13 protein-coding genes are annotated in these 16,370 nt (G+C 70.0%); 6 read left to right on the top strand and 7 right to left on the bottom strand.

What is annotated here, in order from left to right; all coding sequences use genetic code 11:
• Nucleotides 1-41: 41 nt before the first annotated feature.
• Nucleotides 42-1,562: a hypothetical protein gene (locus ACIBVQ_RS34185; RefSeq protein WP_399182616.1), complete on the top strand. Its 1,521-nt coding sequence runs from the start codon at nt 42-44 to the stop codon at nt 1,560-1,562.
• A gap of 57 nt (nt 1,563-1,619) precedes the next feature.
• Here the strand turns inward: ACIBVQ_RS34185 and ACIBVQ_RS34190 are convergent, their stop codons facing one another.
• The 3 genes from ACIBVQ_RS34190 to ACIBVQ_RS34200 form a co-directional block, all read right to left on the bottom strand.
• Nucleotides 1,620-3,335 (bottom strand): ABC transporter ATP-binding protein, encoded by a 1,716-nt coding sequence (locus ACIBVQ_RS34190; protein WP_399182618.1) that lies wholly within the window; start codon nt 3,333-3,335, stop codon nt 1,620-1,622.
• Nucleotides 3,332-5,119: an ABC transporter ATP-binding protein gene (locus ACIBVQ_RS34195; RefSeq protein ID WP_399182620.1), complete on the bottom strand. Its 1,788-nt coding sequence runs from the start codon at nt 5,117-5,119 to the stop codon at nt 3,332-3,334. The genes ACIBVQ_RS34190 and ACIBVQ_RS34195 overlap by 4 nt, the downstream gene beginning before the upstream one ends.
• Before the next feature lie 215 nt (nt 5,120-5,334).
• A complete protein-coding gene (locus ACIBVQ_RS34200) occupies nt 5,335-6,453 on the bottom strand; it encodes a serine hydrolase domain-containing protein (protein ID WP_399182622.1) in 1,119 nt (372 codons plus the stop codon).
• 496 nt (nt 6,454-6,949) lie between these two features.
• Here ACIBVQ_RS34200 and ACIBVQ_RS34205 point away from each other — a divergent pair, with 496 nt between their 5' ends.
• Genes ACIBVQ_RS34205 through ACIBVQ_RS34215 form a run of 3 tightly spaced genes read left to right on the top strand, consistent with a single transcriptional unit; the run spans nt 6,950 to nt 8,801 of the window.
• Entirely contained in the window at nt 6,950-7,528 is a 579-nt protein-coding gene (locus ACIBVQ_RS34205; protein WP_352013344.1) for a PadR family transcriptional regulator, read from the top strand.
• Nucleotides 7,525-8,325 (top strand): NAD(P)H-binding protein, encoded by an 801-nt coding sequence (locus ACIBVQ_RS34210; protein ID WP_399182624.1) that lies wholly within the window; start codon nt 7,525-7,527, stop codon nt 8,323-8,325. The genes ACIBVQ_RS34205 and ACIBVQ_RS34210 overlap by 4 nt, the downstream gene beginning before the upstream one ends.
• An 8-nt stretch (nt 8,326-8,333) precedes the next feature.
• A complete protein-coding gene (locus ACIBVQ_RS34215; RefSeq protein WP_399182627.1) occupies nt 8,334-8,801 on the top strand; it encodes a hemerythrin domain-containing protein in 468 nt (155 codons plus the stop codon).
• A gap of 321 nt (nt 8,802-9,122) precedes the next feature.
• Here ACIBVQ_RS34215 and ACIBVQ_RS34220 read toward each other — a convergent pair whose 3' ends face one another.
• Entirely contained in the window at nt 9,123-9,443 is a 321-nt protein-coding gene (locus tag ACIBVQ_RS34220; protein WP_352013347.1) for a hypothetical protein, read from the bottom strand.
• A gap of 435 nt (nt 9,444-9,878) precedes the next feature.
• Here ACIBVQ_RS34220 and ACIBVQ_RS34225 point away from each other — a divergent pair, with 435 nt between their 5' ends.
• Nucleotides 9,879-10,778 (top strand): aminoglycoside phosphotransferase family protein, encoded by a 900-nt coding sequence (locus ACIBVQ_RS34225; protein WP_399182629.1) that lies wholly within the window; start codon nt 9,879-9,881, stop codon nt 10,776-10,778.
• 548 nt (nt 10,779-11,326) lie between these two features.
• Nucleotides 11,327-11,869, top strand: coding sequence for a hypothetical protein (locus tag ACIBVQ_RS34230; protein WP_362778833.1), 543 nt, complete (start codon nt 11,327-11,329; stop codon nt 11,867-11,869).
• A 233-nt stretch (nt 11,870-12,102) separates the two neighbouring features.
• Here the strand turns inward: ACIBVQ_RS34230 and ACIBVQ_RS34235 are convergent, their stop codons facing one another.
• Genes ACIBVQ_RS34235 through ACIBVQ_RS34245 form a run of 3 tightly spaced genes read right to left on the bottom strand, consistent with a single transcriptional unit; the run spans nt 12,103 to nt 15,001 of the window.
• Nucleotides 12,103-12,891, bottom strand: a complete 789-nt coding sequence (locus tag ACIBVQ_RS34235; protein ID WP_399182632.1) for a TetR/AcrR family transcriptional regulator — start codon at nt 12,889-12,891, stop codon at nt 12,103-12,105.
• 50 nt (nt 12,892-12,941) lie between these two features.
• A complete protein-coding gene (locus ACIBVQ_RS34240) occupies nt 12,942-13,526 on the bottom strand; it encodes a TetR family transcriptional regulator (protein ID WP_352013352.1) in 585 nt (194 codons plus the stop codon).
• Nucleotides 13,523-15,001: an MFS transporter gene (locus tag ACIBVQ_RS34245; protein ID WP_399182634.1), complete on the bottom strand. Its 1,479-nt coding sequence runs from the start codon at nt 14,999-15,001 to the stop codon at nt 13,523-13,525. The genes ACIBVQ_RS34240 and ACIBVQ_RS34245 overlap by 4 nt, the downstream gene beginning before the upstream one ends.
• Nucleotides 15,002-16,370: the final 1,369 nt, after the last annotated feature.

Consider the following 16,370-nt stretch of genomic DNA (forward strand, 5'->3'; position numbering starts at 1 on the left):
TGCGACCTGGCTGGAACCGGGTGCCGCGTACAACCGTCGGCATGAGTTCATTCACGCCCCACCGATCCGTCCGGCGGGCCGGTTTCCTTCGGACGCTGCGCGCGGAGTGGACGAGGTTCCGCTCCGCACGAGGCCGGGTGCTCGCCATGGTGGCCTCCGTGCTGGTCACCGTTTCGCTCGGGCTGCTGATCGCCGCAGGCGCCCGCAGCACCTGCGTGACCGGGAAGGGCGAGGGCCCCTGCCCCGCGCCCCTGGTGGGACCCGACGGCACGGCGGTGATGGACAAGTACTACTTCGTGCACCAGACGCTCAAGGGGAACGGCGGCGTCACCGCCCGGGTATCGGACATGACCGGGCTGATCCGGCTGCCGGACGCCGTACCCGGGGTGCGCAACGTCAAGGAGGGGGTGGTGCCGTGGGCGAAGGCCGGCCTCCTGGTCAGGCAGAGCCTCGAACAGGGCACGCCGTATGCCGCCGTCATGCTCACCGGAGATCACGGCGTGCGGATGCAGTACAACTACGTCCACGACGTGCCCGGCGGTCCTCACAACGGCCCGCAGTGGCTACGGCTGACCAGGTCGGGCGACACCGTCACCGGCTACGAGTCGGACGACGGCAGGACGTGGACCGAGGTCGGCACGGTCACGCTGACCGGGCTGCCGGAGGCGGTCGAGATCGGGCTGTTCGCCGCCTCGCCAGGCGCCCTGTGGGATATGGCGCAGGCCTTCGCCCAGGCCACCGCGACCTTCGACCGGATCACGCTGCGGGGCGCGAACGGTTCGTGGCGCCACGACGACGTCGGCGTCGTCATGGAGTCCGACGGCAGGACCCCCCATCACCCGGGCGGGGTCGTCGAGTCCGGCGACAAGCTCATCGTGACCGGGGGCGGTGACATCGGGCCCGCCACGGTGGAGGGCGGTCTGCGCGCCGACCTCATGCTGATCGGCGGGGCCGTGGGACTGGTCCCGATGCTCGTGGCGGCGGTCATGTTCCTCCCGGCGGGACACCGGAGCGGACCGATCGGGAACGGCCCGCCGGTCGAGCCGTATCCGGCGCGGCCGCTGGCGGCCAGGGCCGCGGTGGTCGGCGTGGCCGCGTTCGTGACGGGGCTGGCGGCCTCGGGAGTCGTGGTCCCTGCCGGCCTGGCGATGTTGCGCGCCAACCAGAACCCGGTCCAGCCGATCACCCTGGGTACCGAACTACGGGTGATCGTCGGCTACGCGGCGCTGACCGCGGCCGCCTGCGTGCTGGCTCTGGGCCTGGCCGCGCTGGTCAGGCGGGCTGTCGTCGCCGTCGGGCTGGCCGTCGCGCTTGTCGTCGTGCCCCACCTGCTGGCGGCCGCTGGTGTGGCGCCGTGGCTGCTGACGATCACCCCTGCCGCCGGGTTCGCGATCACACAGAGCGTCCCCACGTTCGCGCATGTGGACGTGGACCCGTCACCGCTGGGGGGCCACTACCCACTCCCGCCATGGGCAGGTTTGGCCGTGACCTGTGGATACGCCGCCTTCACCCTGGGGGCGGCGATCGCCGCACGCCGGCCCTCACGCGCGGCTCGGCTCTGACGCGTGGGTGGTTCCGGGCGGTCGTCGGTCCAGCCGACCGCCCGGAACGGGCCCGGATCAGTCGTGGTCCGCCGGTGTCAGGGAGGCACCCCAGAAGTCGGCGTAGCGGCCGGCGCGGCGGAGCAGTTCGTCGTGGCCTCCCTCCTCCACGATCCGGCCTCCGTCGAGGAAGGCGATGCGGTCGGCACGCCGGACGGTTCGCATCCGATGAGCGACCATCACGACCGTCCGGCCGGCCATCAGGCGTTCGATGCCCTCGTGGACGGCCGCCTCGTTCACCGGGTCCAGGGCGGAGGTCACCTCGTCCAGGAGCACGATGGGCGCGTCCTTCAGCAGCGCGCGAGCGATCGAGACACGCTGACGTTCGCCTCCCGACAGCAGCGCGCCGCCTTCGCCGACCTTCGCCGCCCATCCGCCGGGCAGCCGGTTGATCACCTCGTCCAGCCGCGCGGCGCTCGCCGCCGTCCGCAGCTCGGCCTCTGTGGCCTCGGGGCGGCCCAGTCGTACGTTGTCCTCAATCGTGCCGTCGAAGAGGTGGACGTCCTGGAAGACGATGGCGATCCGCGCCGTCAACACCTCGGTGTCGATGGCGCGCACGTCCACCCCTCCTACGCGCACCGCGCCCGCGTCCACGTCGTGGAACCGTGCGAGCAACTGCAGCAGCGTGCTCTTGCCCGCGCCTGAGGGGCCGACCACGGCGAGCCGCCGCCCCTCGGGCACCGTCAACGACAGGTCGTCGAACACCGTGCGGTCACCACGCTGGAAGGCGACGGACTCCACCTCCAAACCGTGACCCACCGGCTGGATCGGCTGCGGTGCCTCCGGCAGCGGCTCGGTGCGCAGGACCGCGTCGAGTCTGGCCAGTTCGGAGCGTGCGGCGCGGAGCTTGCCGCCGATGTCGGCCAGCGACAGGACCGGATCGGCGCAGCGGGCGGCCAGCACCAGGATCGTCAGCACCTCCGCCACACCGATGCTCCCGCCGAGCGCGAGGTAGGCGCCCAGAACAAGCAACACGGTGAACATCGCCTGCACCACGAGCGTCAAGCCGATCATGCCGGGCAGTACCGACAACACGGTACGGCGGGAAGCGCGCTGAAGTTCCCGCAGCGCGTCGTCGAGCAACGCGAAGCGTTGGACGCTCCGCCCGCCGGCGCGCAGCACCGGCTGAGCCTGAAGGAACTCGACGACCCGCCCGGTGGCCTCGGCATCACGTTCGTGGCGGCCTGCGTCGTCCGCGGCCATCGAGCGGCCGGTCCAGATCTGGATCGCCGCCACGAACGGCACGGCGGCCAGCGCGGCCAGCCCCAGCTGCCAGTTGAAGGCGAGCATCACGCCGACGATCGTCACGGGGGTGACGAGGGCGGAGATGTAGGGCGCCAGCAGGTGCGCGATCGCGCCCATCGTCTCCAGCACGCCCTGGCCGGCCAGGACGGACACCTCCCCGATCCGGCCGGCGTTGTACCAGCCGAGGGGCAGCCGGGCCAGATGATCGCCGAGGCGGTGATACATCCCGCGCAACAGCGTGATTCCGGCGCGGAAACCCAGCAGATCGCTGACATAGCGCAGCACCGCGTAGATCACGACCGCGCCGCCGAACGCGATCAGCCACGGCAGCGCGTCCGCGGGGGCGCCGCCGAACAGGGCCCGCAGCACGGGAACCAGCAGGGCGTAGGACAAACCCTCGACGATCGCGGTCGTCGTCATCAAGGCCACGGTGCGACGCACCGGCCGGGCGTGATCATGGCCCAGGACGTGCAGCAGCATGCGGATCATCGGTACTCCCTGGATCGCCAGAAGGCGGCGAATCTCCCGTTCGCCGCCAGGAGGTCGGCGGGTCTGCCCTGCTCGACGATCGACCCGTTGTCCAGCATCACGACGGTGTCGGCGTCGGCGACCGTCTCAAGGCGGTGGGCGATGACCAGGATCGTGCGATCGCCCTCCAGCGCCCTCAGCGCCTGCCGTACCGCCTGCTCGGTCTGCGGGTCGGCGAACGCGGTCGCCTCGTCCAGCACCAGGACGGGCGTGTCGGCGAGCAGCGCGCGGGCGAGCGCGATCCGCTGCGCCTCGCCACCCGACAGCCCGGCCTCCTGCCCGATCACCGTGTCGTAGCCGTGCGGCAGCTCAAGGATCCGATCATGGATGTTCGCCGTCCGGGCGGCGCGCACCACCTCGTCGAGACCGGCGTGCGGTACGGCGAGCATGATGTTGTCGGCGACCGACGCGCGCAGCAGGCGCACGTCCTGGAAGACGAAGGAGACCGTCCGGTAGAGGTCATGGCTGCTGAGCCGGCGCAGATCGACGCCGCCCAGGGTGATCGAACCGTGGGCCGGGTCGAAGAAGCGCGGCAGCAACCGGACCAGCGTGGACTTGCCGCCGCCCGAGGGTCCGACGATCGCGGTGACCGTGCCCGGTTCGAGGACCAGGTCGATCCCGCGCAGCACCTCGCGATCGTCTTCGTAGCCGAAGCGGACGCCCCGCAGTTCCACCCGGTGGCCCTGTGGCGCGATCGGGTGCGCGGGCTCGGGTAGCGGCGCAACCTCAAGCACGTCCCGAATCCGGCCGACCGCGCGCCTGGCGGCCTGCAGGTCGTCGAAGCTGTGGGCGATGAGGGCCGCAACCGGAGCGGTCAGCCCCAGTCCCAGCAGCAGGAAGGGCAGCAGGTCGGCCGGGGGCAGGCCACCGGTCGTGATCAGGACGGTGCCGCCGATCAGGACGACCAGCAGTACGAACGGCGGTGACAGCACCAGCTGCATTCCGGCGGCGATCACCGAGAGGCCGCGCACGAAGCGGTGGTAGACGTCGACGAAATCGTCGGTGGCCGTGCGGAACCTGCGGTGGGCGCGCCCGGAACCGCCGAACGCCTTGACCACGGAGATGCCCTGGACGAACTCGACGACGGAATCGGCGATCCGTCCCATGGCCGCGTCGAACCGCCTCTCCTCGCGCAGCCGGGCCGGGGTCATCATCAGCGGGACGTGCGCCAGGGCCAGCACCACCGGGATCAGCGTGATCAACGTGAGCCGCCAGTCGACGGTGAACAGGTAGACCAGCGAGAGCAGCGGCACCACGAACGCGGAGACGAGTTCGCCGGGGGAGTGGGCGATGAACGGGTGTACGGCACTGACGTCCTGGCCCACCACCTTGGTCAGCTCGCCGGTCCGGCGCCGGGAGAACCAGCCGATCGGCACACGTCCCAGCCGCTCCGCCAGGTGCCGGCGCAGGGCCAGTTGCACCTGACCGTCGAGCAGGTGCCCGATTCCGGACGACGCGGCCGTGAACAGCAGCCGGACAAGCAAGCCGGCCGCACCGGCGATCACGACGAACCAGACACGATCGTGATCGATCGGGCCAGACGCCAGCAGGGCGCGCCCCAGTTCGACGACCGCCAGCAGCGGTGCCAGCCCCGCGACGGCGCCGATCACCTGCAGGATGACAACGGCGGCGAAGCTCCATCGGTAGGGGCGCAGCAGTCCCGCAACGGACTGTTCCCCCGTGTCGTCGGCGTCCGGTGAGGGTGGGTGCTGCTCCCTCGTCGGCGCGAGGTCGGTCGTGGTCATCGTTCTCCTGTCTTCTCTGCGGGCCCCTGCCGGCCGAAGAGGGCCCTTCCGCCTGCGCGGCCGTTCGTCTCGCGGAGCAGTGCGGGCGTGCCGACCGCCGTCTCCACGGCTTCTCCACGGCTCGGTGCGGGCCGGGGCGGGCGAGGCAGTGGCATGCCTTCGTCGGTGTCACCGTGTGGGACGTGCCGCGGTGAAAGCGGCGTTCTCCGGCCCGGTCAGCCGTTCATCGCCAGGCCGTACAGGGCCGTGAGCGCGTCGTCGATGGCGTGGGGCTGCGGCTTGCCCGAGGAGTCGAGCCTGCTCCACCTCTGCAGGTTGATCGCGACGGACATCTGCCGCTTGGAGTCGGGGCTGGTCATGGAGATCGTTCCGGCGCCCCAGACCGTGCCGCCGCCGCCCCAGAAGGTGGTGCCGCCGGGGGCCTTCATCGGATACATCCCGAGGCCGTACTCGATCGTCTTGCCCTCCTGGGAGATGACCGTGACGGTGCGTCGCATCTGCGCCAGCGACGACCGGCTGACGATCTCGCCGTCGAACAGCAGGCCGAAGAAGCGGTTGAGATCCGCCACGGTCGACACCAGCGAACCCGCCACACCCGCATATGACATGTCAAAGACGCTGAAGTCCCGCGGTGGGTCGATCATGCCGAACCACGCTTCGTACATCTGCGAGTGCGGCCCGCCGAGGTGCGGCCCGTCGGGAAACCCGGTGTCCTGGAGTCCGGCGCGTTCGACGACGTTCTGAGTGATGTACTTCTCGGCCGTGGTGCCGGTCACCTGTTCCAGGAGTTGGCCGAGGAGCAGGTAGTTGGTGTTGGAGTACAGCCCCGGCGTGCCGCCCGGGGCGCTGAAGGCGGGCGCGGCGACCCCCATCTCGATCAGTTCGACGGGATCGAACCGGGTGAACCGGTGGTCGTCCAGGCTCTGGGGCCTGGTGTCCGCGAGGGCGGGAAACGGCCCGAGGGAGGGATAGGCGTAGGGGAGGTATTCGGCGAGGCCGCTGGTGTGGTTGATCAGCATCCGGACCGTGATCGCATCACCTCGTGCGCCCGGGACCAGTTTCGGAAGGTAGCGCCTGATCGGTGCGTCGAGTCCTATCCGACCGCTCTCGACCTGCTGCAGGACCGCGGCGGCGGTGAAGGTCTTGGTGACGCTGCCGACACGGTGCCGCATGTCGGCGGTGACGGGGCGGCCGACGGCGAGGTCGGCGACCCCGGCGGCGCCGCGCCAGACCTGGTCCTCGGCGCGCACCTCGGCGAACACGCCCGGAACCCCGGCCCGGTGGACGTTCTCGATGGCGGTGTTCAGCTTTGCGGGATCCAGCAGGTTCGTCATGACATGTGACCTCTCGTCTTTCTCGGATGAGCTCCGCACCGGCCTGGCGGGACACGGCACGTCGGCCGGTACACTCGTGCACTCATTATGCACGCGGTGCGTGCAACATCAAGTGCATAGATTGGGCCGAGATCGGTGGGAGGGGTGAAACGGCAGGTCGGGGAGGTCCTGGAGGTGGCCTGTGGCAGGCGCGGGCCACCCTCGGGGATCGTCGCCCGTTCCGGGTGAACGCGACGACGGGGACGGGCTTGGCCCTGGCTTCAGCCGCCGGTGTACCGGTCGGGCGTCCGGCTCCCGGCGGGCCGGGCCGCCGGTGCGGTCCGGCGCCTTGGCGGACTCCGGCCGCACCTCGACGCGGCTCCCGGCCTTCTCGGCGAAGGTCGGTTCGCGGTCCGTCTCCGCTGTGCCGTCCCGGCTTTGCGGCCGGTGCCGGGGCCTGAGCGGGCACGACTACTCGCGTTTGACTAGTTGGGACTACTCGTGTTTGAGTAGTCGGGTGAGCGACACGCGCATGTTCGTGCTCGGCGCCCTGCTGCGCGGTCCGATGCACGGGCATCAGATCCGCAGGCAGGCGCAACTGGACCGCACCGAACTGTGGACCGACGTCAAGGTGGGGTCCCTGTACGGGGCGTTGCACCGGCTGGTCGCCGAGGGCGCGATCGAGGTGGTCCGCACCGAGCAGGCGGCGGGCCCGGCGCGGACGGTGTACGCGCTCACCGCGGCCGGGCGCGAGGAGTTCATCGCGCTGCGCGACCGGACACTGCGTGAGGTACGGCTGCGGCCCGACCCGGTGGATCTCGCGTTGCACTACGCCGACGACCTCACCGAGGAGAAGCTGCGGGCACTGATCGGAGACCGGCGTGAGGCGCTGGTCGCCCGGCTGACGGCCTGGCGGCACCAGCGTGAGCAGGCCGAGCCGTACCTGCGCGGGCTGGAGCCGATGACCTTCGACCACACCACGGCACGCCTGCGGGCCGAGATCGCCTGGCACGAGAGCCTGCTGGAGCAGCTGCCGAAACTGCTCGCCGCGAACGACCGCGGCCAGGCGCCGACGACGGAAGGACGGCAGGAATGATTCTGGTGACCGGAGCGACCGGTCCGGTGGGGCGGCACCTCCTCACCACGCTGCGCGGGGACGGCGCGGAGGTGCGCGCCCTCAGCCGCCGTCCCGAGACCGCGAACCTGCCGCACGGCGTTCAGGTGGTCGGCGGTGAGCTGGGCGAGCCGGCGTCGCTGGCGCGGGCGTTGACCGGCGTGGAAGCGGTGTACCTGTTCTCCGCCGGGCGGGCGGCCGGCGGGTTCGCCGCGTCCGCCGTACGCGCCGGGGTCAAGCGGGTCGTGGTGGTCTCCGGGCTCGACGACGACCCCGCCGACGTCGAGCGGCCGTTCACCGACGCCGGGCTGGAATGGACCCATCTGCGGCCCAACGCGTACGCCTCCAACGCGCTGCGGCACTGGGGCGACATGATCCGGTACCAGGGCGCGGTCCGTGTCCCGTACCCGGACGCGGCGACCGCTCCCGTCCACGAGGCCGACCTCGCCGCCGTCGCCGCGATCGTGCTCAGGGGTGGACACGCGGGTCGGCGGTATTCGCTCACCGGGCCGCGGTCGCTGACCTTCCGCGAGCAGGTCGGCGTCCTCGCCCGCGCGCTGGGCCGTGAGCTCGCCCTCGTCGAGGAGACACCGGACCAGGCCCGCGAGCGGATGTCCCGCTACGGCATGCCGGGCTCCGTCGTCGACGAACTCCTGACCATGTGGGCTGTCACCGCCGGAACGCCCGCCACCGTGTCGCCCGTCGTCGAGCAACTCACCGGGCTGCCCGCCCGGAGTTTCGCGCGGTGGGCCGACGAGCACGCCGACGACTTCCGCTGAGGGCCGTCATGCTGCGCAACCGCGTCTTCGCCTGGCATCGGGAGTTACAGGACGTCCACCACCGCCTGGAAAAGGCGCTGGAGGACGCCCGCAGGGCCATCCGCTCCGGCGAACGCGCCCAGAGCCTCAAACCCGAGCTCCGCGACTTCTGCTACACCTTCTGCTCCGCCCTGGGCAGCCATCACCGCAGCGAGGACAGCGACTTCTTCCCGGCCTTGCTGCAGCAGATGCCCGAGCTGGAGCCCACGATCGCCCGCCTGGGGCGTGAGCATGAGGTCCTCGCACGCCTGCTCGCCGACTTCCAGGCGAGCCTCGACGATTCACAGTCGTCACCACAGCGGCTCTTCCAGCAGATCAACGACATCAAGGCCGCGATGAAGGCTCATTTCGGTTTTGAGGAAGGCTCCCTGAACCGGGCACTTCGTGCTCTTGATGTTCCGAAGAGCGACAGGAACCGCATGTTCGGGGACGTCTGACCGATGGCCTCTTCACGCAGCCGGGGCTCCGCGGCCGCCGTCTCATCACGGCGTGTTCGCCCACCGCTGGAGGGGGTTGCCGTAGTACTCGGGAAAGACCGGTTCCGGCCTGGCAGGAGCCGGCGGTGTACGTGACAGCGGCGCGCACTTCGTCGGGCGCGCCGCCTCGGTCGTCGGCGGAACCGGGACACCGGCCGATACCGCTCCTGACGGCTGATCACGGACGTGTTCGGTCACCTGGCGGAGGCGCCGGTGTCACGGCGATGACACTTGATCCACACGCGAGCCCCGTCCGTCTCCTTGGAGATCGGTGGGGCCTGTTCAGCTTTCTGACTTCAAGACGGTCACGCCTCTGATCGCCCCGCCGCCGGGAGGCCTGACGGTGGAGGTGGCGCCGACGGGGGCTTTCTGCCCCGAGTCCGAGCCGCAGTAGTTGACCCACGGGTTGACGAAGCAGTAAGACACAACGATCTGGTGGTAGCCGGTACCGGTGGAACAGTAGGAGCTGATGGACCCGTCGCTCCCGTAGGAGATCGAACAGGAGTCGGGCAGGGCATGGGCGGGCGTGGCAACGCCGGTGACGACGGCAGCGGCGATGAGAGCGCCGCCGGAGAGGGTGGCGGCGGCACGTCTTACTTTCACGCGCTGGCTCCTTCCGCGAGGTCGATACCTCGTACTGTTAGGAAAGTTTCCTTATCGGGGAACTTAGCTGGCGTGATCGGCATGTCAAGGTGCCTGTCCGGTCCGTCGTTCTCTCCGCGGTGCCCGGCATGCGGTGACACTCACGGATGTCAGGTGCCAAGATCCTCAAGCTGATGACCGGCCCCGGGTGATCGGCAAGCAGCCGGCCGCCGACGGCTCCCCGTCGCCGACGGAGAGCCGACGAGGATGCCGCCTTTCGCCACCGCTGCGGCGGCGAAAGGCGGGCTCGGGGGCATTGAGCTGGAAGGCGCAACCCCCTTGAGTCGGTGCGTGCCCGGGACCACCGGGCACCACGAGAACCTGGGAGATCGAACCGGGAGCCGGATCCTCCCAAGGCAGGGCTGGCTCCGCCTACCTCAAGTACTGTGACTTCGCATGATCGAATCCGAGATTGAGATCAGCGAAGACCTGGTCCGTGACCTGCTGCGGGAACAGCATCCGGATCTGGCCGAGCTGCCTATCCGCGAGGTGGCGGGCGGCTGGGGCAACCAGATGTGGCGCCTGGGAGAGGAGTTGGTCGTCCGGATGCAGCGGATGGACAACGGCCCCGATCCGCAGCTCAAGGAGCGGCGCTGGCTGCCGGTGCTGGCCTCGCGGCTGCCGCTTCCGATCCCGACCCCGGTGCGAAGCGGTGCACCGTCCGAACGCTTCCCCAAGATCTGGACCGTCATGACATGGGTTGAAGGCACACCGCTGGACCACGGCTCAATCACCCGCGGGGACCACGCGGCCGACATGCTGGCGGCCTTCCTCAAGGCGCTGCATGTGGAGGCGCCCGCCGACGCGCCGGACGCCTCGGACCGTGGCGGCCATCCCAGGGAGTGCACGGACGGCTTCGAGTACTTCCTGCGGACCGTGGATCTCGGGCGTTTTGCCGAGGACGACATCCGGGCCGTGTGGGACGACGCGGTCGCGGCTCCCGAGTGGGAGGGCCCGCGGGTGTGGGTGCACGGTGACCTGCATCCCGCGAACGTCGTCGTGGCGGACGGCACACTGGCGGGCGTCGTCGACTTTGGCGACGTGTTCGCCGGCGACCCGGCATGGGACCTTGCGGCCGCCTGGGTGCTGCTCCCCACAGGGGGTGCCTCACGGTTCTTCAACGGCTACGCACAGGCGGATGAGGCGACGATCCGACGGGCGCGTGGGCTGGCCGCGATGAAGAGCCTGTTTTTGATGCTGATGGGCCAGAACGGGGACCGTGGTCTGCCCGGCGGCAAACCGAACTGGGGGCCCGCAGGCCGGTCGGCACTTGAGCGTGTCTTGAAGGGCCTTTGACCGGGGCGTCTGGATCAATCGGGTAGCCGTTGGCGGTAAGCCGGTGCAGGACGTTGTCGATCACGGCACCGCCGGGTGAGCCGAAGCCCGGCCCGGCGGTCTCCACGGCGAGACGGTCCTGGTGCCGGGCCTTCCTGCGGTGGTTTCGGATGCCGGCCGGAGCGCCGAGGTAGTTGCGGTCCGCCCGGGGCACGCCTCCCGGTAGCCGCTTTCGACCGCGGCCTCGCGGACGCCGTTGTCGGGGCCGAAGCCGTGGTGAGCGATGAGCCGATCGACACCGGCCGGCCACCGCTCACGCACCTTCGGCGGGCCTGTCGTCCACCGAGAACTCGCTCGGCGGCCCGGGCAGGGAGCCGAGGACGGCGAACAGGTCGGGGCCGGTCAGCCCGATGCGCAGGCTCTTCAGGGCTTCCCTCGAAACGCGCTCGCCTTTGGCGAACGACCGGAGGGCCCGGAAGGAACGGTGCCGGGAGCTCGGAGCGGCCGTTCGAGCGCGCTACAAGAGCGTTGCAGCCGAGCCACAAGCGGGCTTTCCTAGCCTTGGGATCATGTTGACGACCCTGGTTGTGACCGCCTCTCTCCTGTTCACCGGCGCGCCCGCGCAGAGCGTGGCGACCAAGCCGCTGACCTTCCGCGGCATGACGCTCCAGATTCCCAAGACCTGGAAAGTCGGAAAAGAAGACATGTGGGGCATCCACGTCAAGACCGGCGGCTGCGACCGGCTCGCCGTCGAGTGCCGCGGGTTCTACCTCGTCGGGCCGGAGGGCATCTCCCTGGGCCGCCACGGCAACCCCTACGATCCCAAGGAGCAGTACCACCCGGGTAACGGGCTCTCGGCCTGCGCGCCCGACAAGCGCTACGTGGAGGACTTCCCCGGAAAGCTCGTCGCACGTGCCCTCCGCCCGGTGGGCGCGGGACACCAGGCCACCTACCGGGTCTGGCGCGTCGGCTGCACGACGCAGTCGGCCAAGAGGACCGGCGTCTCCTACCAGGAGCGGATCTGGTACCTGCCCACGTCGAAGATCCTCATCTTCGACCGGTGGAGCGACAGCCGGCTCGGCACGATTCTCAAGCGGGCGACCTGGAACTGAGCCCGCCGGTCGCGCCGCTTGCCACCACGGCGAAACAGAGCAGGTGCGAGAACGGCCGTGGCGGCAGTGGTGATCAGCACGAACCGCCGTCACGCCAGGACGTGGAGCGACCGGCTGCCGCCTGACCGGCATCCCGGCGGCCGGCGCCCTCCTGCGGCTCTCCAGGAACAGGCGCTTGGCGGCGTCCAGCGGTACCTCGCCATAGGGCTGGACGTGCTGCCGGAACAGCGGTGTCAGCCCGCGACGGTCGCCTCGATGCCGTCGAGGAGTACGGCCAGGCCGGTCTCGAAGCTCTTCCTGGCCTCACGTTCGAGGTAGGGCAGACCGTCGTCCTGCGAGGAGGTGGCGGCTGTCGCGCCTTCGAGCCAGGCCACGGCGGGGAACCGTTCGGTCAGGCCGGGGGCGATCTCCAGCAGCGTGGCCGAACGGGCGAGCCACCACTCCTCGTCGGAGACGCCGGTGGCGGCGGGGGCCTGCCGTACCTCGGAGACCGTCCCCGCCGAACCGCGCAGGAAGTGGAACAGCGTGCCGACGACCCCCCGGATCCGGGGGGCGTCGAGGCCGGTCTCACGCAGGATGCGCACCAGCGTCTCAAGGCTGAGGTACTCGTTGGGACCGAGTACGGGCCTGGCCTGCGACACCTGGAGCACCCAGGGATGGCGCAGGTAGAACTCCCAGGTGTCGCGGGCCCACACCGTCAGGGCCGCCCGCCAGCCCTCCTCGTGCCCGTAGCCGGTCGGCAGCTCGCCCAGGACCCGGTCGTACATCAGGTCGACGAGCTCGCCCTTGCTGGGGACGTAGGTGTAGAGGGCCATTCCCGAACGTCCGAGCCGTTCGCCGACCGCCCGCATGGACAGCGCCGCCATGCCTTCGGCGTCGGCGAGGGCGATCGCCGTGTCCACGATCAGATCGACGCTGAGTCCCGGTTTCGGACCGGGCCGGGACTCCTCGGCGGGACCGGCGGAACGCCACAGCAGAGCCATGGAACGGCGCGCGTCGCCCTGGCCCGCGAAGACGACCACCTGTGGCTCCCTCCCGTCTCCTTACGCCCTAAAGCTATCAGCGGGCCGGATCAGCCGGTGATCAGGCGTTGCAGCGCGGGTGCGTAGAGGTCGGCGATGCCTTCGGCGTCGGCCTGCGCTGCTGCGCCCGAGGGGTGCAGCGCGAGGGTGGCTCCGAGCCCGAGCAACTGGCCCGCGACCAGTTCCGCCCGCAGGGCGTTGTCCTGGCCGGGGAGCAGCGTGGTCAGCCGCGCGGTGACCTGCTCGTGGAAGCGGTCCCGCAGCAGGGAACGCTCATCGGTGTTGCCCAGGGAGAACACGACACGCAGCATCGGATCCCGCTGGAATTCGCGGCGGCTGCGCACCAGTGTCAGCACCATGTGCCTGCCGAGCGCCTCAAGGGGGGCCGCGAAGAGCTCGTCGGTGTCGGGACCGAAGTCGGCGACGGTGTTGAAGAGCTGTTCCTTGCTGCCGAAGTGCTTGACGATGAGCGAGGCGCTCACCCCCGCGTCCGTGGCGATGCCGCGTAAGGTCACCTCGGCGTACGGGCGCAGGGTGAAGGCCCGCCGGGCGGCGCGCAGGATCGCGTCCCGGCCGCTGCGGGTTCCGGTGTCCCGGGATTCCTCGGTCTGCCTTCCGGTGGTGTGCACGCTCATGGGCTGCTCTCCTGGGCGAGCGCCGCCGGTGGGCGCTCGGCTGCGCCCGCCGTACGGTCCTGCCCGACGGTATACGGGGCCGGAGCCTGTCCGCCCGGTAGACACAGAGTGACGGCCAGAGCGAGGAGCGCGGCGGCCCCGGCGATGACGAAGACCGTCAGGTAGGCGCCCAGGGTCGGCACGGTACGGCCCGCGACCTGGAAGGTGACGTGGGCGAGGACCGCGGCGACGACCGCGCTGCACGCCGCCTGGCCGATCGACCTCATCAGTGTGTTGAGGCCGTTGGCCGCGCCGGTCTCGCTCACCGGCACCGCGCGCATCACGAGCGCGGGCAGGGCGGAGTAGGCGATGGCGGTGCCTGCGGACACCACGGTCGCGCCGAGGACGATCGTCCACAGCTGGTGGCTGGTGAAGAAACGCACCATGTATCCGGCGGCCATGCATGCGGAGGCGACCGCCAGGGTGACCTTGGGGCCGTAGGCGGCCGAAATCCTGGCGGAGACGGGGGACAGGAACACCATCGCGACACCGCCGGGCAGCAGGCACAGGCCGCTGACGACGATGGAGGCGCCCAGGCCGTACCCGGTGTTCGTGGGCTCCTGCACCAGTTGCGCGGTGGCCAGCGAGTTGGCGTAGAAGGCGAAGCCGATCAGCAGGGCGGCGAGGTTCGTCAGCAGCACCGCGGGCCGCGCGGAGACCCGCAGGTCGACCATGGGGGAGGGGGCGCGCAGTTCGTGGGCTCCCCAGAGCAACCCGATCAGTACGGCGGCGGCCAGCAGGGCGAGGGTGGGAGTGGAGGTCCAGCCCCAGTCGCCGCCCTGGGTCACCGCCAGCAGCAGGCTGACCAGGGAGGCGGAGAGGCCGAGCACGCCCAGGACGTCGGGCCGGCCGCCGGCGCGCAGCGGTGACTCGGGCACGTAGCGCAGCACCAGTGCGATGTCGAGCAGACCCAGACCCACCGAGACCCAGAACATGGTGTGCCAATCGGCGTTCTCGACGACCAGTGCGGCGAGGGGGAGCCCGATGGCGGCGCCGATGCCCAGGGTGGAGCTCATCAGGGCCACCGCGGAGAGCAGCCGGCCGGGTGCGAGCTCGTCCCGCATGATGCTGACGCCGAGCGGCATGACGGCGAGCGCGGCTCCCTGCAGGGCGCGGCCCGCGATGAGCACGCCGATCTGGGAGCTGGCGGCGCACAGCACCGATCCCATGGTCAGCAGGCCGAGGGAGGCCAGCAGGACCTTGCGTTTGCCGTACATGTCGCCGATCCGTCCGAGAACGGGGGTGCAGACGGCGCCGCTGAGCAGGGTTATGGTGACCAGCCAGCTCGCGGCGGTCGGGGTGCTCCCGGTGAGCGCGGGGACGTGCGGCAGGAGAGGGATGACGAGTGTCTGCATGACGGCCACGACCACGCCGCAGAAGGCCAGGACGGCGACGAGGAGGCGCGGATGAGGCGCCTCGGCTGGCTGAGGGGGCACTGCGACTCTCCATGGGAAGGGGGACAGGAGGTGCACATCTGTTCACCTCCAGCATAAACGGATGTGCACTCCGGTGGGAGTTCGTTCCCGGAAGTTATTGATCTACATTGTAAAGGCGCCAGCTTGGGCCTCAAGATCAAAAACAACAAAGGACTGAAGACCCTCCCTCAAGGAGACCCAGGCGGCCCTGGGGTGTGGTTCGGCGTTTCGCAGGTAACTGCTCGAACCGGTTGTCCGGGCTGCCGGAACCGTGCGCCGGCCCCTGCCTCAGGGCGCGAAGTTCTCGCCGATGCGGTGGTGTCCGGCGGGGGCGGCGTGGTCCGTCTCGCCATATAGGTCGCGGCCGTCGAGGTGGTGCAGGTTTGGGTCGTCGGTCGTGCGTTGTTCGACGATTTGGTGATTGGGTCGCGGATGATGTCGGGCGTGAGTCGGTCGGCGGCGTGCTCGGCTGGATCGCCGGTGGTCTTGAATCGCAGGTCTCGCTGTCGAAGTCGGGTGCGAGGGGGCCTGGGGTGTCCTCCTGGATTGGGCACAGGGTGGGTGACGCGACCAGCAGTTGTGTTTGTGGGTGTCTCTCGCGGATGGCCTCGAGGAGGCCGTGTGCGGCGGGTCTTGGCGCTGATCATGTCCGCGGGAGTGCCCTGCATGGCGTGGGCGGTGAACGGGTCCGGCAGTGCGCTGCCGCTGAAGCCGAGGTTGGCCACACCTTCGCTGAGTCGCGCCCCATGTTCACCGCCTTCTGTTGAGGCGGTGTCAGTTCGATTGAGTCAGGGCGGTTGGGTGGTGTCGGTTGCCTGGGCTCCTGATGATGGCTCTTCTGCGACTCCACCGCCGTGGGGTTCCTGGCTCGCCTGTGGCGACGCGTCGAGGGCATGGCCACCGGTCGTCCGTCGCTTGTGGGTCTGCTTCATGGGCTGTGGTATCTGCTGGATCAAACCGGCCTGCTGGTGTGCGTTGAGCTGTGCGACAGCATCGACCGGGCTGTTGCCGACCTGTCCCTTTCGGTGTGGGAGCTCGTCCTGGCTTCGCCACTACCGAAAATCTGCAGTGGCCAGAATAGACATCTGCCGTAAGGGGGGCTAGGATTTCTGGCATCGCAAGGAACGGATCCACGAGGGCAGAGCAGTGGGTAGGCATCACGACGAACTGCCCGGACGGACGTGGATAGCAGGAGATGACGTAGGTGGACGGGCAGAAGGTCGGACGTGCCAGGGCCAACGTGGTTGAAGGGCCCTGACCGCTGACGCGCTGCCCAAGCAGTGGTGCAAGTAGAGGCAGAAGGTCGGACGTGCCGGGGCCAACGTGGTTGAAGGGCCCTGACCGCTGACGCGCTGCCCAAGCAGTGGTGCAAGTAGAGGCAGAAGGTCGG

The sequence above is a fragment of the Streptosporangium sp. NPDC049376 genome (assembly GCF_044466505.1).
Taxonomy (GTDB): domain Bacteria; phylum Actinomycetota; class Actinomycetes; order Streptosporangiales; family Streptosporangiaceae; genus Streptosporangium.